Raw genomic sequence first — 18,187 nt, forward strand, 5'->3', positions numbered from 1 at the left:
ATCGGCGACAATGGGTGGGTGACTATCGACGAGCTGACGTTCGATGCGGCCGGGCTGATCCCGGCCGTGGTGCAGCAGTACGACACCCGCGAGGTCCTGATGATGGCTTGGATGGACGCCGAGGCGGTGCGCCGGACGGCGGCGACCGGGCGGGGCACGTTCTGGTCGCGGAGCCGGCAGCAGTACTGGGTCAAGGGTGAGACCAGCGGCCATCGTCAGCACGTCAAGCAGATCCTCGTCGACTGCGACGCCGACACCCTGCTGCTGCTCGTCGACCAGGAAGGCCCGGCCTGTCACACGGGTACCCGCAGCTGCTTCGAGCACGGCGAGTTCGAGGTGAAGGCGTGAACACACCGGACCTCGAGACCTTCCGCGAGTACGCCAAGGACCGGCGGGTCATCCCGGTCACCCGGCGCGTGCTGGGCGACGCCGAGACCCCGATCGGCGTGTACGGGAAGCTGGCCGCCGAGCGTGCAGGCACGTTCTTGCTGGAGTCGGCGGAGAACGGTGGCGTCTGGTCGCGGTACTCGTTCATCGGCGTACGCTCCGCCGCGACGCTGACCGAGCGGAACGGCGAGGCGATCTGGACCGGCAACCCACCGGTCGGCCTGCCGCAGAGCGGTGACCCACTGCAGGTGCTCCGCGAGACGCTGGAGATCCTGCACACCCCCCGGCTGCCGGACCTGCCCCCGCTGACCGGCGGCATGGTCGGCTTCCTCGGGTACGACGCCGTGCGCCGGATCGAACGGTTGCCGGACACAACCACCGACGATCTGGGCCTGCCCGAGCTGACGTTCCTGTTCGCCACCGACCTGGCCGCGCTCGACCACGAGACCGGCGAGATCTGGCTGATCGCGAACGCGGTGAACTGGGACGACTCCGACGAACGCGTCGACGAGGCGTACGCGGATGCCGTCCGCCGCCTGGACGCGATGGAGCGCGACCTGGCCCAGCCGACGCCGTCTTACGTGGTTCGGGCCGACCGCTTGGCCGAGCCGGACCCACATCGGCAGCGCTCCAGCGCCGAGTACCGGGAGGCGGTCGAGCACGCCAAGGAGGAGATCCGGGCGGGCGAGGCGTTCCAAATCGTCGTTTCGCAGCGGTTCGAGCTGCAGACGACCGCGTCGGCGCTCGACATCTACCGGGTGCTCCGCCGGTCGAACCCCAGCCCGTACATGTATCTGGTCCGCCTGGACGGGTTCGACATCGTCGGTTCCAGCCCGGAGGCGCTGGTCAAGGTCACCGAGAACAAGGTGATCCTGCACCCGATCGCCGGCACCCGCCGCCGCGGCGCGACACCTGAGGAGGACCACGCGCTCGAGGTGGAGCTGCGCGCGGACGTGAAGGAGCGGGCCGAGCACCTGATGCTGGTCGACCTCGGCCGCAACGACGTCGGCAAGGTCTGCGCGCCCGGCACCGTCGAGGTGATCGACTTCATGGACGTCCGCCGCTACAGCCACGTGATGCACCTGGAGTCGACGGTCACCGGTCAGCTGGCGGCCGGCCGGACCGCGTTCGACGCGCTCACCGCCGCGTTCCCGGCCGGAACGTTGTCCGGGGCACCGAAACCGCGGGCGATGGAGATCATCGACAAGCTCGAGATCACCCGGCGCGGCGTGTACGGCGGCGTGGTCGGCTACCTGGACTTCGCCGGTGACGCCGACACCGCGATCGCGATCCGGACCGCGGTGCTGCGCGGCGGCACGGCGTACGTGCAGGCCGGGGCCGGGATCGTCGCGGACTCGGATCCGGCTGCGGAGGACGCCGAGTGCCGGACCAAGGCGGCCGCCGTACTGAACGCGATCGCGGTCGCGGGAACCTTCAGCGACATATGAGGGACGTATGAAACCCCAACGGATAGTGGACCTGCTCGCCCTGGTGGCGCTGGTGCTGCTCGGCCTGTCCGGGTATCTCACGTGGGTCTCGGCGGACCCGGGCAACGGCCGCCCGGCGATCACCTTCAACGGCTACACGATCACCAAGGCGCCGGTCACGTTCGCGCTCGCCGGGGTGGTCGCGATCGTGGTGACCAAACTCGCCGGTACGGCGTTGCGCCGCGTACTGGGCGGTCTGGTCGCACTTCTCGGCGCCGGTGCGGTCGTGGTGGCGCTGACGGTACGCCCCGGTGGTCCCGAGCTCAGCCGGCTGCGGCCCGCGCTGAGTGACGTGGTCGCCGACCAGGTGACCCAAACGACCGGTCCGGCGCCGTGGTTCGCGCTGGCCGGTGGGCTGGCGCTGGCCGGAGCGGGGCTGATCACCTTGCTGACGGCGCATCGCTGGCGGCGTGCCACCGCCCGGTACGAGCGGGATCCGGCCGCCGCGCCGGCTGATCAGTGGAAGGCGATCGACGCCGGAGAGGACCCGACTCTCTGATCGCGGCGGGCTACCGCCACAATAGGACGGGACGACGAGGAGGAGTGGCGCCATATGAACAATACGGTGGCGAATCAAGGGGCGGACCGGATCGACGAGGAGGTCCCGCACGACCTGCACGGCAACAGCCCGGCGGCCTGGACCGCGGTGGCGATCGTGCTGCTCGCGTTCACGGTCGGAGCCATCGCGATGGTGCTCGGCCCGAACTGGGTGCTGTTCTGGATCTCCGTCGGCATCGCCGTGCTGGGTGCGCTGGCCGGCAAAGTGCTGGCGCTGCTGGGCTTCGGGGTTCCGGCCGACGGCGAGCACTGAGGAGCGGACTGACATGACTGTGCTTGACGACATTCTCGCCGGGGTCCGGGAGGACCTCGCGGAGCGCCAGGCGCGGGTCAGCCTGGACGATCTGAAGCTGGAGGCCCAGCGGAAGCCGGACGCCAAGGACCCGATGCCGGTGTTCCGCGGCGACGGGATCGCGGTGATCGCCGAGGTGAAGCGGTCCAGCCCGTCCAAGGGCGAGCTGGCCGAGATCACCGATCCGGCCGCGCTGGCCGGGGAGTACGAGCTGGGCGGTGCCGCGGCGATCTCGGTGCTGACCGAGGAGCGCCGGTTCAACGGCAGCCTGGACGATCTGCGCGCGGTCCGTGGCCGGGTCGACGTCCCGGTGCTGCGCAAGGACTTCGTGGTCTCGTCGTACCAGCTATGGGAGGCGCGCGCCGCCGGTGCCGACATGGTGCTGCTGATCGCCGCCGCGCTGGAGCAGGAGGCGCTGGTCTCGCTGATCGAGCGGGCCCAGTCGATCGGCCTGTGCCCGCTGGTCGAGGTGCACGACGAGGAGGAGACCCGGCGTGCGGTGGACGCCGGAGCTCAGCTGATCGGCGTGAACAACCGGAACCTGAAGACCCTCGAGGTCGACCGGGACACCTTCGCCCGGGTCGCGCCGACGATCCCGACCGAGCTGGTCCGGGTGGCGGAGTCGGGCGTCCGGGGCCCGCATGATGTAATCGAATTCGCGCGCGCCGGGGCCGATGTCGTCCTCGTCGGTGAAACCCTGGTGACCGGCCGCGATCCTCGCGCCTCGGTCGCCGACCTCGTCGCCGCCGGATCGCATCCCGCCATCCAGCAGCGGCACTGACACTCCCGCCCGGTCCAAACGGTGCGGGGCCGTAACTCTCCCGCGCCGTAGGGCCGGGCCGGAAGGTTTTGTCGGATGAGTACTGTGCTGCCCGACCAGTTTGGGCACTTCGGCCGTTTCGGCGGCAGGTTCATGCCGGAGGCGCTGATCGCGCCGCTCGACGAACTCACCCAGGCCTGGCGGGACGCCATGGCCGACCGGGAGTTCACCGACGAGTTCGAGCGGATGCTGCGCGAGTACATCGGCGCTCCGAGCCTGCTGTACGACGCGACCCGGCTGTCGGACCTGGCCGGCGCACGGATCCTGCTGAAGCGCGAGGACCTGAACCACACCGGCGCGCACAAGATCCGCAACGCCATCGGGCAGGCCCTGCTGACCAAGCGGATGGGCAAGCCACGGGTGATCGCCGAGACCGGCGCCGGCCAGCACGGCGTCGCGACGGCCACCGCGTGCGCGTACCTCGGCCTCGAGTGCGTGGTCTACATGGGCGAGGTCGACACCGAACGCCAGGCCCTGAACGTGGCCCGGATGAAGTTGCTCGGCGCCGAGGTGATCTCGGTCAAGACCGGCAGCCGTACGCTCAAGGACGCGATCAACGAGGCCCTGCGGGACTGGGTCGCGAGCGTCGACAAGACCCACTACATCCTCGGTACGGCGGCCGGCTCGCACCCGTTCCCGGCGATGGTCCGTGACTTCGTCCGCGGTATCGGCGACGAGGCCCGTGAGCAGTCCCTGGCGCTGCTCGGCAAACTGCCGGACGCCGCGGTCGCGTCGGTCGGCGGTGGGTCGAACGCGATCGGCCTGTTCACGGCGTTCATCGGCGACGAGGACGTCAAGCTATACGGGATCGAGCCGGGCGGCGACGGATTCGAGACCGGGCGGCACGCGGCGACAATCAGCGCGGGCCAGGTCGGCGTACTGCACGGTGCCCGGTCGTTCCTGCTGCAGGACGAGGACGGGCAGACGATCGAGTCGCACTCGATCTCCGCCGGGCTGGACTACCCGGGCGTCGGGCCGGAGCACGCGTGGCTGGCCGAGACCGGCCGGGCGACGTACCGGCCGATCACCGACGCCGAGGCGATGGAGGCGTTCCGGCAGCTGTCCCGGACCGAGGGCATCATCCCGGCGATCGAGTCCGCGCACGCGGTCGCCGGCGCGCTCGACATCGCCCGCGAGTTGGGGCCGGAGGCAACGATTCTGGTGAACCTGTCCGGCCGGGGCGACAAGGACATGGACACCGCCGCGACCTGGTTCGGTCTGAACGAGAAGGGATCGGACCGATGACTGAAGTTGCCCTGGGCAACGCCGGCGCCGCGATCCGGAAGGCCAACAGCGAGGGCCGGAAGGCCTTCATCGGGTACCTGCCGGCCGGCTACCCGACGTACGATGGCGCGATCGACGGCGTCAAGGCGCTCGTCGACGGCGGCGCCGATGTGGTCGAGCTCGGCCTGCCGTACAGCGACCCGGTGATGGACGGCATCACCATCCAGCGCGCGACCGAAACCGCGCTCGCCGGTGGGCTGCGCACCCGCGACGTCCTCAGTACGGTCGAGAAGATCGCGGCGTACTCGGACGTACCGGTGCTGGTGATGACGTACTGGAACCCGATCGAGCGGTACGGCGTGGATCGCTTCGCGGCGGACTTCGCCGGTGCCGGGGGAGCGGGCTTGATCACGCCGGACCTGATCCCGGACGAGGGCGCCGAGTGGATCGCGGCTGCCGACAAGCACGACCTGGACAAGGTGTTCCTGGTCTCGCCGTCGTCGACCGACGCCCGGATCAAGATGACGACCGCGGCCTGTCGCGGCTTCGTCTACGCGACCGCGGTGATGGGCGTCACGGGCGCGCGGGACACTCCGTCCGAGCTGGCGGCGCCGCTGGTTGCTCGTACGCACGCGGTGACCGGTCTGCCGGTCGGTGTCGGCCTCGGGATCTCGAACGGGGACCAGGCGGCCGGGGTGGCGGCGTTCGCGGACGCGGTGATCGTCGGCGCGGCGCTGGTCAAGGCGCTCGGCGACGGCGGCCCGGCCGGGGTTCGTACGCTCGCGGAGGACCTGTCAGCGGGCGTGCGCCGGGAACCCGGCGCGGCCGCCGATCGTTAGTACGGCCGTGAGTCGAACCAGGAACGCCGCTGTTCTGCTCGCGGCGGTGGCTCTGCTCGCCCTCGTGGGCTGCAGCGGCAAGGAACAGAAGGCGGACAATCCCGGCGGCGCGATCATCCGCAGCAGCCAGGACCCGAACGGGTTGCGTGGCGCGACACTCGACCGGCCGTACTCGATGCCCGCGACCACGCTGACCGACACCAGCGGGAACCCGTTCAACCTGGTCACCTCGACCAAGAAGCCGGTCACGCTGGTGTTCTTCGGGTACACGAACTGTCCCGATGTCTGCCCGACCGTGCTGGCCGACGTGGCGTCCGCGCTGACCAAGGTCGATCAGCACACCCGCGATCAGGTGCAGCTGCTGTTCATCACGACTGATCCGGCGCGGGACACCGGGCCGGTGATGCGGAAGTACCTGGACCGGTTCGATCCGTCGTTCGCCGGCCTGACCGGTTCGCTGACCACGATCAAGAATGTCGCGAAAGCCGTCGGCGTACCGGTCGAAGGCATGCAGAAACTCCCCTCCGGTGGGTACGAGGTCGGTCACGGAGCGCAGGTGATCGGCTTCGGCAAGGACGACAAGGCGCACGTACTGTGGCTGTCGAACGCCGCCATCGGCGACCTGGCGCACGACTTCGGGAAGCTGGTGGAGGAAAACCAGTGAAGCGCCGACCTTGGTTCGCCTGGGCGTCGCTGGTCGCCCGGCTGGTGCTCGGCGGCGTGATGCTGGTCGCCGGTGCGCTGAAAGTGACCGATCCGGAGACCGCGGCGCAGGCGGTTCGCGCGTACGAGCTGCTGCCGTCGTCGCTGGCTGCGCCGGTCGGGTGGGGACTGCCCTTCCTGGAAGTGGCGATCGGGCTGTTGCTGATCGTCGGGTTCGGGGTGCGTGCCTCCGCCGTCGCCGCGGGGGTCTTCATGCTCGCGTTCATCATCGCGGTCGCGTCCGCTTGGGCGCGCGGGCTGTCGATCGACTGCGGCTGCTTCGGCGGCGGCGGTCAGGTCGCGCCGGGCCAGACCAAGTACCTGCAGGAAATCCTCCGGGACATCGGGCTGCTGGCGCTGGCCGGCTGGCTGTGGCGGTTCCCGGTCAGCAAGTTCGCCGTCGCATCCGAAACCCCATCGCCGACAGGAGTCACCGCGTCGTGAGCAACAAAACCCCCGCGAATCCGCTGCTGCAGCAGAACAAGCGCCGGATCTCGCCCGGGATCATCGTGGTGGCCGTCCTGCTGCTGGCGCTCGGCGCCGGGGTGGGCGTGCAGTACTGGCGCGGTCACTCGAAGGTCGAGGTCAGCGCGAACGGGCGGCCGGAGCCCGCGGTCATCACCGGCCCGGGGACGACCGGCAAGGGCGTCATGGTCGGCAAGTCCGGTGCGAAGGTGAACATCGACCTGTACCTGGACTTCCGCTGCCCGCACTGCGCCGAGTTCGAGGACGCGACCGGCGCGACGATCGACAAGCTCGTCCAGGACGGTACGGCCACGCTGACGTACTGGCCGATGCAGTTCGTGAACCCTGATGCCTCGCCGCGACTGGCCAACGCGTTCGCCGCGGCGGCCGCGAACGGGAAGGCGCTCAGCTTCGCCGACCAGCTGTACGGTGACTTCTCCAAGTCCTGGACCACCGGGCAGCTGCTCGACCTGGGCAACCAGCTCGGCGTCGGCGACGACAAGTTCCAGCAGGCGATCCAGAACAACACGTACGCGGGCTGGCTGGAGTCCGTTTCCAAGGCGGCCGACGAGCGGGGCGTGACGGGTACGCCGGCGGTCTATGTGAACGGCAAGCAGTTGCCGGCCGATCAGCTGAACGCCGACGGGCTGCAGCAGGCCGTCGATGCGATCGCGAGCTGAGTCCCCATCGTGACCCTCCGTTTCTGGCCGTGCCTTGCCGGGTCGAGTAGCGTTCCCCCTTGCCATGTCTAGTTTGATTGCTGCCGTGATGGTTCCGGAGTTCATTCCCAGCCCAAGCCAGGGTGTCTGGCACGTCCTCGGCCTGCCGATCCGCGCGTACGCGCTGTGCATCCTGGCCGGCATCTTCGCCGGGTACTGGCTCGGCCGGCGCCGGTGGATCGCGCGCGGCGGCTCGGCGCCCGTACTGGCCGACATCATGTTCTGGGCGATCCCGTTCGGGCTGGTCGGGGCGCGGATCTACCACGTCGTCACCGACAACGAGCTGTACTTCGGCGACGGCCGGAACCCGATCGACGCGCTGAAGATCTGGCACGGCGGGCTGGGCATTTGGGGTGCGGTCGGTTTCGGGGCTTTGGGCGCCTGGATCGCTTGCCGGCGGGCCAAGGTGCCGTTCCTGGCGGTCGCGGACGCGATCGCGCCCGGGATCGCGCTGGCGCAGATCTTCGGGCGGTTCGGCAACTACTTCAACCAGGAACTCTTCGGCCGTCCGACGACGAAGCCGTGGGGCTTGGAGATCTCGCCCGAACACCGGCCGGACGGGTACGCGAACTTCGCCACCTTCCAGCCGACGTTCCTTTACGAGGCTGTTTGGAACCTGGGTGTGGTCGGTCTGGTACTCCTCGCCGACCGCCGCTTCAAACTGGGCCACGGCCGTGCGTTCTTCCTGTACGTAGCCGGCTACACGGCCGGCCGCGCTTGGATCGAGAACCTCCGCATCGACACCGTCAACCACATCTTCGGCCTCCGCCTGAACGTGTGGACAGCCCTCATCCTGTTCGTCCTCGCGGTAGCCGCCTTCATCCTCAGCGCCCGCAAACACCCCGGCCAAGAAGACATCTCCACCGGCCCAGCCGCCGGCAAACCCACCCCCACCTCAGCGGACGGAACTCCCGCCGACGGAACCGCCGCCCCGACCGACGGCGCTCCATCAACCGACGACCCCACTGCTGCCGACAGCACATCGGACAACGCCGCCTCGACCACTGGCAACAGTCCGACTACTAGCACCTCCGCCTCGGCAGAGCCGGCCGGAGGACCGGCTGCCGAGGCGACCCCGGCGCGAACAGCAACCACCGGCGACAGCTCCGGCGTGGACACCTCGGCGAACGGGTCGCGTGACTGAGTTTCCGCAGGTGTCGGCGGAGCATCACGGGGATCACACGCACCGTGATGTCACCGGCGGCTGGCTCCGGCCGGCGGTGTTCGGCGCCATGGACGGCCTCGTCTCCAACTTCGCCCTGATCGCCGGCATGGACGGCGGCACCAACTCCGGCTCCAAACTGATCGTGCTCGCCGGCCTCGCAGGTCTAGCAGCAGGTGCGTTCTCGATGGCCGCCGGCGAGTACACCTCAGTCGCCTCCCAGCGCGAGCTCGCCCACGCCGAGATCGAGGTCGAACGCGGCGAGATCAAGAAACACCCCCTCGACGAGGAGATCGAGCTCGCCGAAACGTACCGCGCCAAAGGCCTGGACCCGGATCTCGCCAGCAAGGTCGCCAAACAGTTCCACGCCGACCCCGACCAGGCCCTGGAAGAACACGTCCGCGAAGAGCTCGGCATCGACCCCACCGACCTCCCCAACCCGGTAGTCGCCGCCGCCTCGTCCTTCATCTGCTTCGCCATCGGCGCCTTCATCCCGCTGGCCCCGTACCTCTTCGGCGCCGGCAACGTCCTGCCGTCCCTGATCCTCTCCCTAACCGCCCTCTTCGCCTGCGGAGCCGTAGTCTCCCGCGTAACCTCCCGCTCCTGGTGGTACTCGGGCCTACGCCAACTCCTCCTAGGCGCCGCAGCCGCCGCCCTCACCTATTCCGTTGGCACCCTCGTCGGCCCAGGCATCGGATAGCGCCCGCGCCACCTGCGGGGACGCGCCGGCGTGATACGCCGCGTGGGTTCGCCTAGCCTGTGCGCATCAACTACCCGGCCTCGAAGCGTTCTTCGACGGAGGCTGGTGATCAGTCGGCGAGCGGTCGCGGCTGGGTGAACAGGCTGCTGTAGGCGTTCAGGGCGGGTTGGCCGCCGAGGTGGGCGTACAGGACGGTGGAGTCCTTGGGGATTTCGCCGGTGCGGATCAGGTCGATCAGGCCGGCCATGGACTTTCCTTCGTACACGGGGTCGATGATCATGCCTTCGAGGGCGCCGGTGAGGTGGATCGCGTCCAAGGTGGATTGCACGGGTACGCCGTACTCGTCTCCGGCCCAGCCCTCGAGCACGGTGATTTCGTCCGCGCGGAGGTCGCGGCCGAGGCCGATCAGGGCGGCGGTGGCGCGGGCGATGCGTTCGACCTGGTCGCGAGTTTCCTGGAGCTTGGCGCTGGCGTCGATGCCGATCACCCGGCGCAGCCGGTCCTGGCCGGCGAAACCGGCGATCATCCCGGCGTGCGTGGAGCCGGTCACGGAGCAGACCACGATGGTGTCGAAGAAGATCCCGAGTTCGCGTTCCTGCTGCTGGACCTCGTACGCCCAGTTGGCGAACCCGAGCCCGCCGAGCTTGTGGTCCGAGGCACCGGCCGGGATCGCGTACGGGGTGCTGCCGCGCGCTTCCACGTCCGCGAGCGCCTGTTTCCAGCTGTCCTTGAACCCGATCCCGAACCCGGCCGGATCCAGCCGCACCTCGGCACCCATGATCCGGCTGAGCATGATGTTCCCGACCCGGTCGTTGAGCGCGTCCGGCCAGTTCACCCAATTCTCCTGGACCAGGACCGCCTTCATCCCGACTTTGGCGGCGACGGCGGCGACCTGACGGGTGTGGTTCGACTGATACCCGCCAATCGAAACCAACGTGTCGGCCCCTTGCCGGAGCGCGTCCGGGATCAAGTACTCGAGCTTCCGCGTCTTGTTCCCGCCGTACGCGAGCCCCGAGTTGCAGTCCTCCCGCTTGGCCCACACCTTCGCCCCACCCAAGTACCCCGACAACCGCTCCAACGGATGCACCGGACTAACCCCGAACAACAACGGATACCGCTCAAAGTCCCCAAGCCCCATCAGAACCTCCACTAGAGTCCGCAGGATGTTCCCCGGCAAGATCGACGTCAGCCCGCCCGCGTACCTGACCCGGTTGGGAACCATCTTCACCCGTTTCACCACCCAGGACTCCGGAAACGTCTCGTACGGCGTCCAGGCCCCCACCACGCGCTACTTCGTAGAAACCGCCGGCAACCCCACCGCGACCACCGAACACCTCGACTTCGACGCCCGGGTAGCCCTCCTGCGCAACGCCGCCGCCCTCGCCCGATCGGTCAAGCACCACGCGCTGCCAGCCCTCCACGCCGTGATCGAGTCCCCAGCCGGCCCACTCCTCGTGTACGACTGGCGCGCCGCGCCGCCCAGATCCTGCTCCCCAGACCCCCACCGTCCGTCCACCAGGTCCTGATCGAAGCCACCACAACCCGCTTTCCGAACTACAGCGCCTTCCACCAAGCCTGGCTGGAACAGGTACCGAAGCACGGGTAGTGGTAGGTGCTGGCGGCCGGCTCGGTCGTGGTCGTGTGCTTGAGGCGGACCCGTGCAGCGGGACCACTACCCGTTGTTCGGTGCCTGGATTAGATGTAGGTGGGGGCGTTGGCGATGAGGGTGGACAGGGTGGTGAGGCGGTGTAGGTGGTCGCCGGGGTTGGGTTGGGTCAGGGACCAGGCGGCGCGGGAGATCGCGGTGTAGGCGGCTACCAGCGTGGCGCCCCTGAGCAGGTCGCCGGAGTTGCCCGAGTCGGCGTAGGTGGCCCCGCGTATGTCGGTAGCGGTGGTCTCGCCGTGGGCGGCGGCTAGGGCTTGTAGGGGGACGTCGACGGCCAGCGCCAGGTAGGCGAGGTCGAAGCCGGTGGGACCTAAGCCGAACTGTTCCCAGTCGATGGCGATGACGTCGGCGCCGTCGCGGCCGGGGAGGTTGGCGGGGTGGGCGTCGCCGTGGGTTGGGACCTTGGGGAGGGCGTCCAGGGTCGCGAGGGCGGCTTCGCGGTGATGCCAGAGTTCGGGTACGGCGGGTGGTGCCAGGCCGGCGTGGATCAGGGGAGCCCAGCCGCCACGTTGCTCCACGGTGCGTAGGCGGTCTCGGAGAATGTTTCGGGCACCCCACGACGGCTCAACCAGCCCCGACGCCGCGAACCGCCCCAGAGCTTCGGCCAGCGCTTCGGGGGACCACTCGGCAGGAGGTGTGTACGCGGTCCGCAGTGTGATGCCCTCGTCGTCACGCTCCACGCCCAAGCACTCGGGGGCATGTAGTCCAGGGGTACGCGCCACGATGCCCGACTCGGCGACGAGTGCCTGACGTTCCCAGTACGCGTGGTGCCGCGGCGCCCGTACGCCGGGAATCAGCCGTTTCACGACCGTGCCGTCGGGCGTACGCCACACGCCGCCGTTTGCCTGGCCGGTGCCGTTGGTGAGCCCTTTCCAGGCGGGGGAGGGCTGCCAGTTCATCGCATCGGACTATCAGCAACCCACCCGCCGGCGCAGGTGAATTTCCGGTGGATTGGTGGCCGCGGACGCCACCGGGCTGAGAAGATGAGGGCTGGTAGTGAGCGCTTGCTTACTGAACGTCATGGTGGCGTTGCGCTGTGGACGGGAAGTCCAGTTGGTGGGCGTGATGAGGTAGTCTCGGGATACCCGGCTTGGGCCAGTGTTGTCCCGCGGCCAGTTGTATTTGACCGTAGGACGACGGGAGCTCCTGGATGTTTGGTAGCCCGCCTCTTTTCAGCCGGCACCGCCCGAGCGAGGGTTTGTACGACGGAAAGCACGAGCACGACGCGTGCGGTGTGGCTTTCGTTGCGACCCTGACCGGTGAACCGAGCCACGACATCGTGGCCAAAGCTTTGACCGCCCTGCGGAATCTCGAGCATCGTGGTGCGTCCGGCGCCGAGCCCGATTCGGGTGACGGTGCCGGCATCCTGATTCAGGTCCCGGACGCGTACTACCGCAAGGTGTGCGAGTTCGAGCTGCCGGTGCCGCACAGCTACGCGACCGGGATCGCGTTCCTCCCGGCCGACCCGGACGACGCCGCGAAGGCGACGCAGCGGATCGAGGAGCTCGCCGCCGAGGAGCAGCTGTCGGTGGTCGGCTGGCGGGACGTCCCGACCACCCCCGAGCTGCTCGGCTCGACCGCGCGTTCGGTGATGCCGACCTTCAAGCAGCTGTTCGTGGCCGCCAAGTCGGGTCGCGTACTCGGCCTGGCCTTGGAGCGGATGGCCTTCCGGCTGCGGAAGCGCGCCGAGAAGGACACGGCGACGTACTTCCCGTCGCTGTCCAGCCGGACCATCACCTACAAGGGGATGCTGACCACCGACCAGCTGGACAAGTTCTTCCCCGAGCTGACCGACCCGGATCTCGCCTCGGCGATCGGCGTCGTGCACAGCCGGTTCTCGACGAACACGTTCCCGTCCTGGCCGCTCGCGCACCCGTACCGGTACATCGCGCACAACGGCGAGATCAACACCGTCCAGGGCAACCGGAACTGGATGCGGGCCCGCGAGGCGCTGCTGGCCAGTGACGTGATCCCGGGTGACCTGGAGCAGCTCTACCCGATCTGTACGCCGGGTGCTTCGGACTCGGCGTCCTTCGACGAGGTGCTGGAGTTGCTGCACCTCGGCGGCCGTTCGCTGCCGCACGCGATGCTGATGATGATCCCGGAGGCGTGGGAGAACGCCGCCACGATGGACCCGAAGCGGCGTGCGTTCTACGAGTTCCACTCGACGGTGATGGAGCCGTGGGACGGCCCGGCGTCGGTCGTGTTCTCCGACGGCACCAAGGTCGGCGCGGTCCTGGACCGCAACGGCCTGCGCCCGTCGCGCTACTGGGTCACCGACGACGGCCTGGTCGTCCTGGCTTCCGAGGCCGGCGTGCTCGACATCGACCCGGCGACCGTGACCGAGAAGGGCCGCCTGGAGCCGGGCCGGATCTTCCTGGTCGACACCGGCGCGCACCGGATCATCACCGATGCCGAGGTGAAGAACGCGCTCGCCACCGAGCACCCGTACGACGAATGGCTGCACGCCGGCCTGATCCGCTTCGAGGACCTGCACGAGCGGGAGCACGTGGTGCACAGCCACGCGTCCGTGACCCGCCGGCAGCAGGTCTTCGGGTACACGGAGGAGGAGCTTCGGGTCATCCTCACGCCGATGGCGAAGTCCGCCGCGGAGCCGATCGGTTCGATGGGTACGGACACGCCGATCGCCGTGCTGAGCGATCGCCCGCGACTGCTGTTCGACTACTTCGCGCAGCTGTTCGCCCAGGTCACGAACCCGCCGCTGGACGCGATCCGCGAGGAGCTGGTGACCTCGCTGTCGTCCAGCCTCGGCCCGGAGTCGAACCTGCTGAACCCGAGCCCGGCGTCCTGCCGCCAGGTGGTGATCCCGTTCCCGGTGATCACCAACGACGAGCTGGCCAAGCTCCGGCACATCAACCTCGACGGCGACATGCCCGGCCTGGCCACCACGGTCCTGCGCGGCGTGTACGACGTCGAGGGCGGTGGCGATGCGCTGAAGGCACGGCTCGACGAGCTGTGCGCCGAGGCGAGCGCCGCGATCCAGGACGGTGCCCGCATCCTGGTGCTGTCCGACCGGCACTCGAACGCGGACCACGCGCCGATTCCGTCGCTGCTGCTGACCGCCGCGATCCACCACCACCTGGTCCGCGAGAAGACGCGGACGCAGGTCGGGCTGGTGGTCGAGGCCGGTGACGTCCGCGAGGTGCACCATGTCGCGTTGCTGATGGGGTACGGCGCGGCAGCCATCAACCCGTACCTGGCGCTGGAATCGGTCGAGGACCTGTGCCGTCAGGGCACGTACCTGCCGGGCATCGAGCCGGAGCAGGCCGTCCGCAACGTGGTGAAGTCGCTCGGCAAGGGCGTCCTCAAGGTGATGTCGAAGATGGGTGTGTCGACGGTCGCGTCGTACACGGGAGCCCAGATCTTCGAGGCGAACGGGCTGGCCCCGGAGCTGGTCGAGCAGTACTTCACCGGTACGTCGTCGAAGCTCGGCGGGATCGGCCTGGACACCCTCGCCGAGGAGGTCCGCCGGCGGCACCTGCGCGCGTACCCGGCCGATGGCATCTTGCCGGCGCACCGCAAGCTCGAGATCGGCGGCGAGTACCAGTGGCGCCGTGAGGGCGAGCCGCACTTGTTCGACCCGGACACGGTGTTCCGGCTGCAGCACAGCACCCGCACCGGGCGGTACGACATCTTCAAGCAGTACACGGCGAAGGTCGACGAGCAGTCCGAGCGGCTGATGACGCTCCGCGGCCTGTTCGGGTTCAAGAGCGACCGGGCACCGATCTCGATCGACGAGGTCGAGCCGGTCAGCGCGATCGTGAAGCGGTTCTCCACCGGTGCGATGAGCTACGGCTCGATCAGCGCCGAGGCGCACACCACGCTGGCGATCGCGATGAACCGGCTCGGCGGCAAGTCGAACACCGGCGAGGGCGGCGAGGACGCCGACCGGCTGTACGACCCGGAGCGGCGCAGTTCGATCAAGCAGGTCGCGTCCGGGCGCTTCGGCGTCACCGCCGAGTACTTGACGAACTCCGACGACATCCAGATCAAGATGGCGCAGGGCGCGAAGCCCGGCGAGGGCGGGCAGTTGCCCGGCCCGAAGGTGTACCCGTGGGTGGCGAGCACCCGGCACTCGACGCCCGGCGTCGGCCTGATCTCGCCGCCGCCGCACCACGACATCTACTCGATCGAGGACCTGGCGCAGCTGATCCACGACCTGAAGAACGCCAACCCTGCCGCTCGCATCCATGTGAAGCTGGTGTCGGAGGTCGGCGTCGGGACGATCGCCGCGGGGGTCTCCAAGGCGCACGCGGACGTCGTACTGATCTCCGGCCACGACGGCGGCACCGGCGCGGCGCCGCTGACCTCGCTGAAGCACGCCGGTGGTCCGTGGGAGCTCGGCCTGGCCGAAACCCAGCAAACCCTGCTGCTGAACGGATTGCGGGACCGGATCGTCGTCCAGACCGACGGCCAGCTGAAGACCGGCCGGGACGTCGTCATCGCCGCCCTGCTCGGCGCCGAGGAGTACGGTTTCGCGACCGCTCCGCTGGTGGTGTCGGGCTGCATCATGATGCGGGTCTGCCACCTGGACACCTGCCCGGTCGGCGTCGCCACCCAGAACCCGGTGCTCCGTGAGCGGTTCAGCGGGAAGCCGGAGTTCGTGGTGAACTTCTTCGAGTTCATCGCCGAGGAGGTCCGCGAGTACCTGGCGGAGCTCGGTTTCCGGACCCTGGACGAGGCGATCGGGCACGCCGAGGTGCTGGACATCGAGCGCGCGGTCGACCACTGGAAGGCCGACGGTCTCGACCTGACGCCGATCCTGCACGTCCCGGCGCTGCCCGAGGGCGCGTCCCGGCACCAGACCGTCGAGCAGAACCACGGCCTGGACAAGGCGCTCGACAACGAGCTGATCCGGATCTGCGCGCCCGCGCTGGAGAACGGCGAACCGGTCCGGGCCCAGCTCGCGATCCGGAACGTCAACCGGACCGTCGGCACCATGCTCGGCCACGAGATCACCAAGCGGTACCGCGCGGCCGGGCTGGCCGACGGCACCATCGACCTGACCTTCACCGGGTCGGCGGGCAATTCGTTCGCTGCTTTCGTACCGCGCGGAGTCACGCTCCGGCTCGAGGGTGACGCCAACGACTACGTCGGCAAGGGCCTGTCCGGTGGCCGGGTGGTGATCCGTCCGGACCGGCACGCCCGGTTCGACGCGGCCGACCAGATCATCGCCGGCAACGTGATCGCGTACGGCGCCACCTCCGGCGAACTGTTCATCTCCGGCGGCGCGGGACAGCGGTTCTGCGTACGCAACTCGGGCGCGACCGCGGTTGTCGAAGCAGTCGGCGACCACGCGTGCGAGTACATGACCGGTGGGCGCGTCGTCGTACTCGGCGCCGTCGGCCGGAACTTCGCGGCCGGCATGTCGGGCGGCGTGGCCCACGTGATCGACCTGGACCCGGCGTTGGTGAACCCCGAGCTGGTGGACCTGCACGCGGTCACCACCGACGAGTCCGAACTGCTGCACGACCTGGTCCGCAGGCACTTCGAGGAGACCGGATCGGAACGGGCCGCCAAGCTGCTCGCCGACTGGGAAGCGGCAGGTTCGCGGTTTACGACAGTGATGCCCCGCGACTACGCCCGGGTGCTGGCGGCCAAGGCGGCCGCCGAACGCGACGGGCTGGACGAGGACGCCACCACGCGAGCGATGATGGAGGCCATCTGATGGCTGACCCGAAGGGATTCCTGACCACCGGCCGGGAGGTCGCCGAGCGGCGGCCGGTCGGCGAGCGCGTCCAGGACTGGAAAGAGGTCTACCCCGGCGGGCCGGGCAAGGCGCTGCTGCCGATCATCACCAAGCAGGCCGGGCGCTGTATGGACTGCGGCATCCCGTTCTGCCACAACGGCTGCCCGCTGGGCAACCTGATCCCGGAGTGGAACGACCTGGTCTGGCGGGACGACTGGTCCAGCGCGATCGAGCGGCTGCACGCGACCAACAACTTCCCGGAGTTCACCGGCCGGCTCTGCCCGGCGCCGTGCGAGACCGCCTGCGTACTCGGCATCAACCAGGACCCGGTGACGATCAAGAACGTCGAGGTCGCGATCATCGACAAGGCCTGGGAGACCGGTGACGTCAAGCCGCAGCCGCCGGAATGGCTGACCGGTAAGACGATCGCCGTCGTCGGCTCCGGCCCGGCCGGCCTGGCCGCCGCGCAGCAGCTGACCCGCGCGGGTCACACGGTCGCGGTGTACGAGCGCGCCGACGCCCCGGGCGGGCTGCTGCGCTACGGCATCCCCGAGTTCAAGATGGAAAAGGAACAGGTCGACCGCCGGATCCAGCAGATGAAGGAGGAGGGCACCGTCTTCCGTTCCGGCGTCAACGTCGGCGTGGACGTGACCGGTACCCAGCTCAAGCAGCGGTACGACGCGGTGGTGATCGCGACCGGCTCGACGGCGGCGCGTGATCTACCGGTGCCGGGTCGCGAGTACGGCGGAATCCACCAGGCGATGGAGTACCTGCCGCAGGCGAACCGGACCGCGCTCGGCCGGACCGTCGAGGACCAGATCGTTGCCACCGACAAGGACGTGGTGATCATCGGCGGCGGCGACACCGGCGCGGACTGCCTCGGGACGGCGCACCGGCAGGGCGCCCGTTCGGTGACCCAGCTGGAGATCATGCCGCGGCCGGGTGACGACCGCCCGGGCAATCAGCCGTGGCCGACGTACCCGATGATCTACCGGGTCGCGTCCGCGCACGAAGAGGGCGGCGAGCGGGTGTACGCCGTCTCGACCGTGAACTTCGAAGCCGATGCCGACGGCAACGTTGCCGGACTGAACCTGGTCGAGGTCGAGTTCAAGGACGGCAAGTTCAACCCGGTGGAAGGCAGCGAGCGGACGATTCCGGCGCAGCTCGTACTGCTGGCGATGGGCTTTGTCGGGCCGGAGCGCGAGGGTTTCCTCGAGCAGCTCGGGGTCGAGCTGGACGAGCGCGGCAACGTGCGGCGGGACAACCAGTACCAGACCTCGGTCGAGGGTGTCTTCGCTTGCGGTGACGCCGGCCGCGGTCAGTCGCTGATCGTCTGGGCCATCGCCGAAGGCCGTTCCTGCGCCAACGGCGTGGACACCCTCCTCACCGGCTCGTCCACACTGCCCACCCCCATCCCGCCCACCGCCCGCCCCCTGGCCGTCTGAGCCCTGCGCCA

At 69.2% G+C, this 18,187-nt stretch carries 17 protein-coding genes; 15 read left to right on the forward strand and 2 right to left on the reverse strand.

The window, feature by feature from the left end; all coding sequences use genetic code 11:
* Positions 1–18 precede the first annotated feature (18 nt).
* The 12 genes from hisI (at position 19) to ABD260_RS04440 (ending at position 9,355) form a co-directional block, all read left to right on the forward strand.
* Positions 19–348, forward strand: a complete 330-nt coding sequence (gene hisI, locus ABD260_RS04385; protein ID WP_344231998.1) for a phosphoribosyl-AMP cyclohydrolase — start codon at positions 19–21, stop codon at positions 346–348.
* Positions 345–1,835 (forward strand): anthranilate synthase component I, encoded by a 1,491-nt coding sequence (locus tag ABD260_RS04390; protein WP_344231999.1) that lies wholly within the window; start codon positions 345–347, stop codon positions 1,833–1,835. The genes hisI and ABD260_RS04390 overlap by 4 nt, the downstream gene beginning before the upstream one ends.
* A gap of 7 nt (positions 1,836–1,842) precedes the next feature.
* Positions 1,843–2,373: a Trp biosynthesis-associated membrane protein gene (locus ABD260_RS04395; protein ID WP_344232000.1), complete on the forward strand. Its 531-nt coding sequence runs from the start codon at positions 1,843–1,845 to the stop codon at positions 2,371–2,373.
* A 54-nt stretch (positions 2,374–2,427) separates the two neighbouring features.
* Positions 2,428–2,685, forward strand: a complete 258-nt coding sequence (locus tag ABD260_RS04400) for an HGxxPAAW family protein (RefSeq protein WP_344232001.1) — start codon at positions 2,428–2,430, stop codon at positions 2,683–2,685.
* Between the two features lie 13 nt (positions 2,686–2,698).
* The gene (trpC, locus tag ABD260_RS04405) at positions 2,699–3,505 is read left to right on the forward strand and encodes an indole-3-glycerol phosphate synthase TrpC (protein WP_184833499.1); all 807 of its coding nucleotides are present in this window, start codon (positions 2,699–2,701) and stop codon (positions 3,503–3,505) included.
* 75 nt (positions 3,506–3,580) lie between these two features.
* A complete protein-coding gene (gene trpB / locus ABD260_RS04410) occupies positions 3,581–4,789 on the forward strand; it encodes a tryptophan synthase subunit beta (RefSeq protein WP_344232002.1) in 1,209 nt (402 codons plus the stop codon).
* Positions 4,786–5,607: a tryptophan synthase subunit alpha gene (gene trpA, locus ABD260_RS04415; protein WP_344232003.1), complete on the forward strand. Its 822-nt coding sequence runs from the start codon at positions 4,786–4,788 to the stop codon at positions 5,605–5,607. The genes trpB and trpA overlap by 4 nt, the downstream gene beginning before the upstream one ends.
* Before the next feature lie 7 nt (positions 5,608–5,614).
* Positions 5,615–6,271, forward strand: coding sequence for an SCO family protein (locus ABD260_RS04420; RefSeq protein ID WP_344232004.1), 657 nt, complete (start codon positions 5,615–5,617; stop codon positions 6,269–6,271).
* Positions 6,268–6,753, forward strand: a complete 486-nt coding sequence (locus ABD260_RS04425) for a MauE/DoxX family redox-associated membrane protein (RefSeq protein WP_344232005.1) — start codon at positions 6,268–6,270, stop codon at positions 6,751–6,753. The genes ABD260_RS04420 and ABD260_RS04425 overlap by 4 nt, the downstream gene beginning before the upstream one ends.
* Positions 6,750–7,454: a DsbA family protein gene (locus tag ABD260_RS04430; protein ID WP_344232006.1), complete on the forward strand. Its 705-nt coding sequence runs from the start codon at positions 6,750–6,752 to the stop codon at positions 7,452–7,454. Before ABD260_RS04425 ends, ABD260_RS04430 begins: the two co-directional genes overlap by 4 nt.
* A gap of 64 nt (positions 7,455–7,518) precedes the next feature.
* Positions 7,519–8,637, forward strand: coding sequence for a prolipoprotein diacylglyceryl transferase (gene lgt, locus ABD260_RS04435; RefSeq protein WP_344232007.1), 1,119 nt, complete (start codon positions 7,519–7,521; stop codon positions 8,635–8,637).
* Positions 8,630–9,355 carry a VIT1/CCC1 transporter family protein gene (locus tag ABD260_RS04440; RefSeq protein ID WP_344232008.1) on the forward strand — a complete coding sequence of 242 codons (726 nt, stop codon included), beginning with the start codon at positions 8,630–8,632 and terminating at the stop codon, positions 9,353–9,355. Before lgt ends, ABD260_RS04440 begins: the two co-directional genes overlap by 8 nt.
* Positions 9,356–9,464: 109 nt before the next feature.
* Here ABD260_RS04440 and ABD260_RS04445 read toward each other — a convergent pair whose 3' ends face one another.
* A complete protein-coding gene (locus tag ABD260_RS04445; protein WP_344232010.1) occupies positions 9,465–10,493 on the reverse strand; it encodes a 1-aminocyclopropane-1-carboxylate deaminase in 1,029 nt (342 codons plus the stop codon).
* Between the two features lie 25 nt (positions 10,494–10,518).
* Between ABD260_RS04445 and ABD260_RS04450 the strand changes: the two genes are divergently transcribed.
* The gene (locus tag ABD260_RS04450; protein WP_344232011.1) at positions 10,519–10,881 is read left to right on the forward strand and encodes a hypothetical protein; all 363 of its coding nucleotides are present in this window, start codon (positions 10,519–10,521) and stop codon (positions 10,879–10,881) included.
* Between the two features lie 169 nt (positions 10,882–11,050).
* Here ABD260_RS04450 and ABD260_RS04455 read toward each other — a convergent pair whose 3' ends face one another.
* Entirely contained in the window at positions 11,051–11,920 is an 870-nt protein-coding gene (locus ABD260_RS04455) for an aminoglycoside phosphotransferase family protein (protein ID WP_344232012.1), read from the reverse strand.
* A gap of 251 nt (positions 11,921–12,171) precedes the next feature.
* Between ABD260_RS04455 and gltB the strand changes: the two genes are divergently transcribed.
* Positions 12,172–16,710 carry a glutamate synthase large subunit gene (gene gltB, locus ABD260_RS04460; RefSeq protein WP_344232013.1) on the forward strand — a complete coding sequence of 1,513 codons (4,539 nt, stop codon included), beginning with the start codon at positions 12,172–12,174 and terminating at the stop codon, positions 16,708–16,710.
* Positions 16,710–18,176 carry a glutamate synthase subunit beta gene (locus ABD260_RS04465; RefSeq protein WP_344232014.1) on the forward strand — a complete coding sequence of 489 codons (1,467 nt, stop codon included), beginning with the start codon at positions 16,710–16,712 and terminating at the stop codon, positions 18,174–18,176. Before gltB ends, ABD260_RS04465 begins: the two co-directional genes overlap by 1 nt.
* The last annotated feature ends 11 nt before the right edge of the window (positions 18,177–18,187 follow it).

The sequence above is a fragment of the Kribbella hippodromi genome (assembly GCF_039531045.1).
GTDB classification, from domain to species: domain Bacteria; phylum Actinomycetota; class Actinomycetes; order Propionibacteriales; family Kribbellaceae; genus Kribbella; species Kribbella hippodromi.

What these genes read in the sequence shown, in the direction of transcription:
- ABD260_RS04395 (WP_344232000.1), top strand. Translation starts at nt 1,843, where the DNA reads ATGAAACCCCAACGGATAGTGGACCTGCTCGCCCTGGTGGCGCTGGTG.
- ABD260_RS04400 (WP_344232001.1), top strand. Translation starts at nt 2,428, where the DNA reads ATGAACAATACGGTGGCGAATCAAGGGGCGGACCGGATCGACGAGGAG.
- trpC (WP_184833499.1), top strand. Translation starts at nt 2,699, where the DNA reads ATGACTGTGCTTGACGACATTCTCGCCGGGGTCCGGGAGGACCTCGCG.
- trpB (WP_344232002.1), top strand. Translation starts at nt 3,581, where the DNA reads ATGAGTACTGTGCTGCCCGACCAGTTTGGGCACTTCGGCCGTTTCGGC.
- trpA (WP_344232003.1), top strand. Translation starts at nt 4,786, where the DNA reads ATGACTGAAGTTGCCCTGGGCAACGCCGGCGCCGCGATCCGGAAGGCC.
- lgt (WP_344232007.1), top strand. Translation starts at nt 7,519, where the DNA reads ATGTCTAGTTTGATTGCTGCCGTGATGGTTCCGGAGTTCATTCCCAGC.
- ABD260_RS04445 (WP_344232010.1), bottom strand. Translation starts at nt 10,493, where the DNA reads ATGGGGCTTGGGGACTTTGAGCGGTATCCGTTGTTGTTCGGGGTTAGT.
- ABD260_RS04450 (WP_344232011.1), top strand. Translation starts at nt 10,519, where the DNA reads ATGTTCCCCGGCAAGATCGACGTCAGCCCGCCCGCGTACCTGACCCGG.
- ABD260_RS04455 (WP_344232012.1), bottom strand. Translation starts at nt 11,920, where the DNA reads ATGAACTGGCAGCCCTCCCCCGCCTGGAAAGGGCTCACCAACGGCACC.
- gltB (WP_344232013.1), top strand. Translation starts at nt 12,172, where the DNA reads ATGTTTGGTAGCCCGCCTCTTTTCAGCCGGCACCGCCCGAGCGAGGGT.
- ABD260_RS04465 (WP_344232014.1), top strand. Translation starts at nt 16,710, where the DNA reads ATGGCTGACCCGAAGGGATTCCTGACCACCGGCCGGGAGGTCGCCGAG.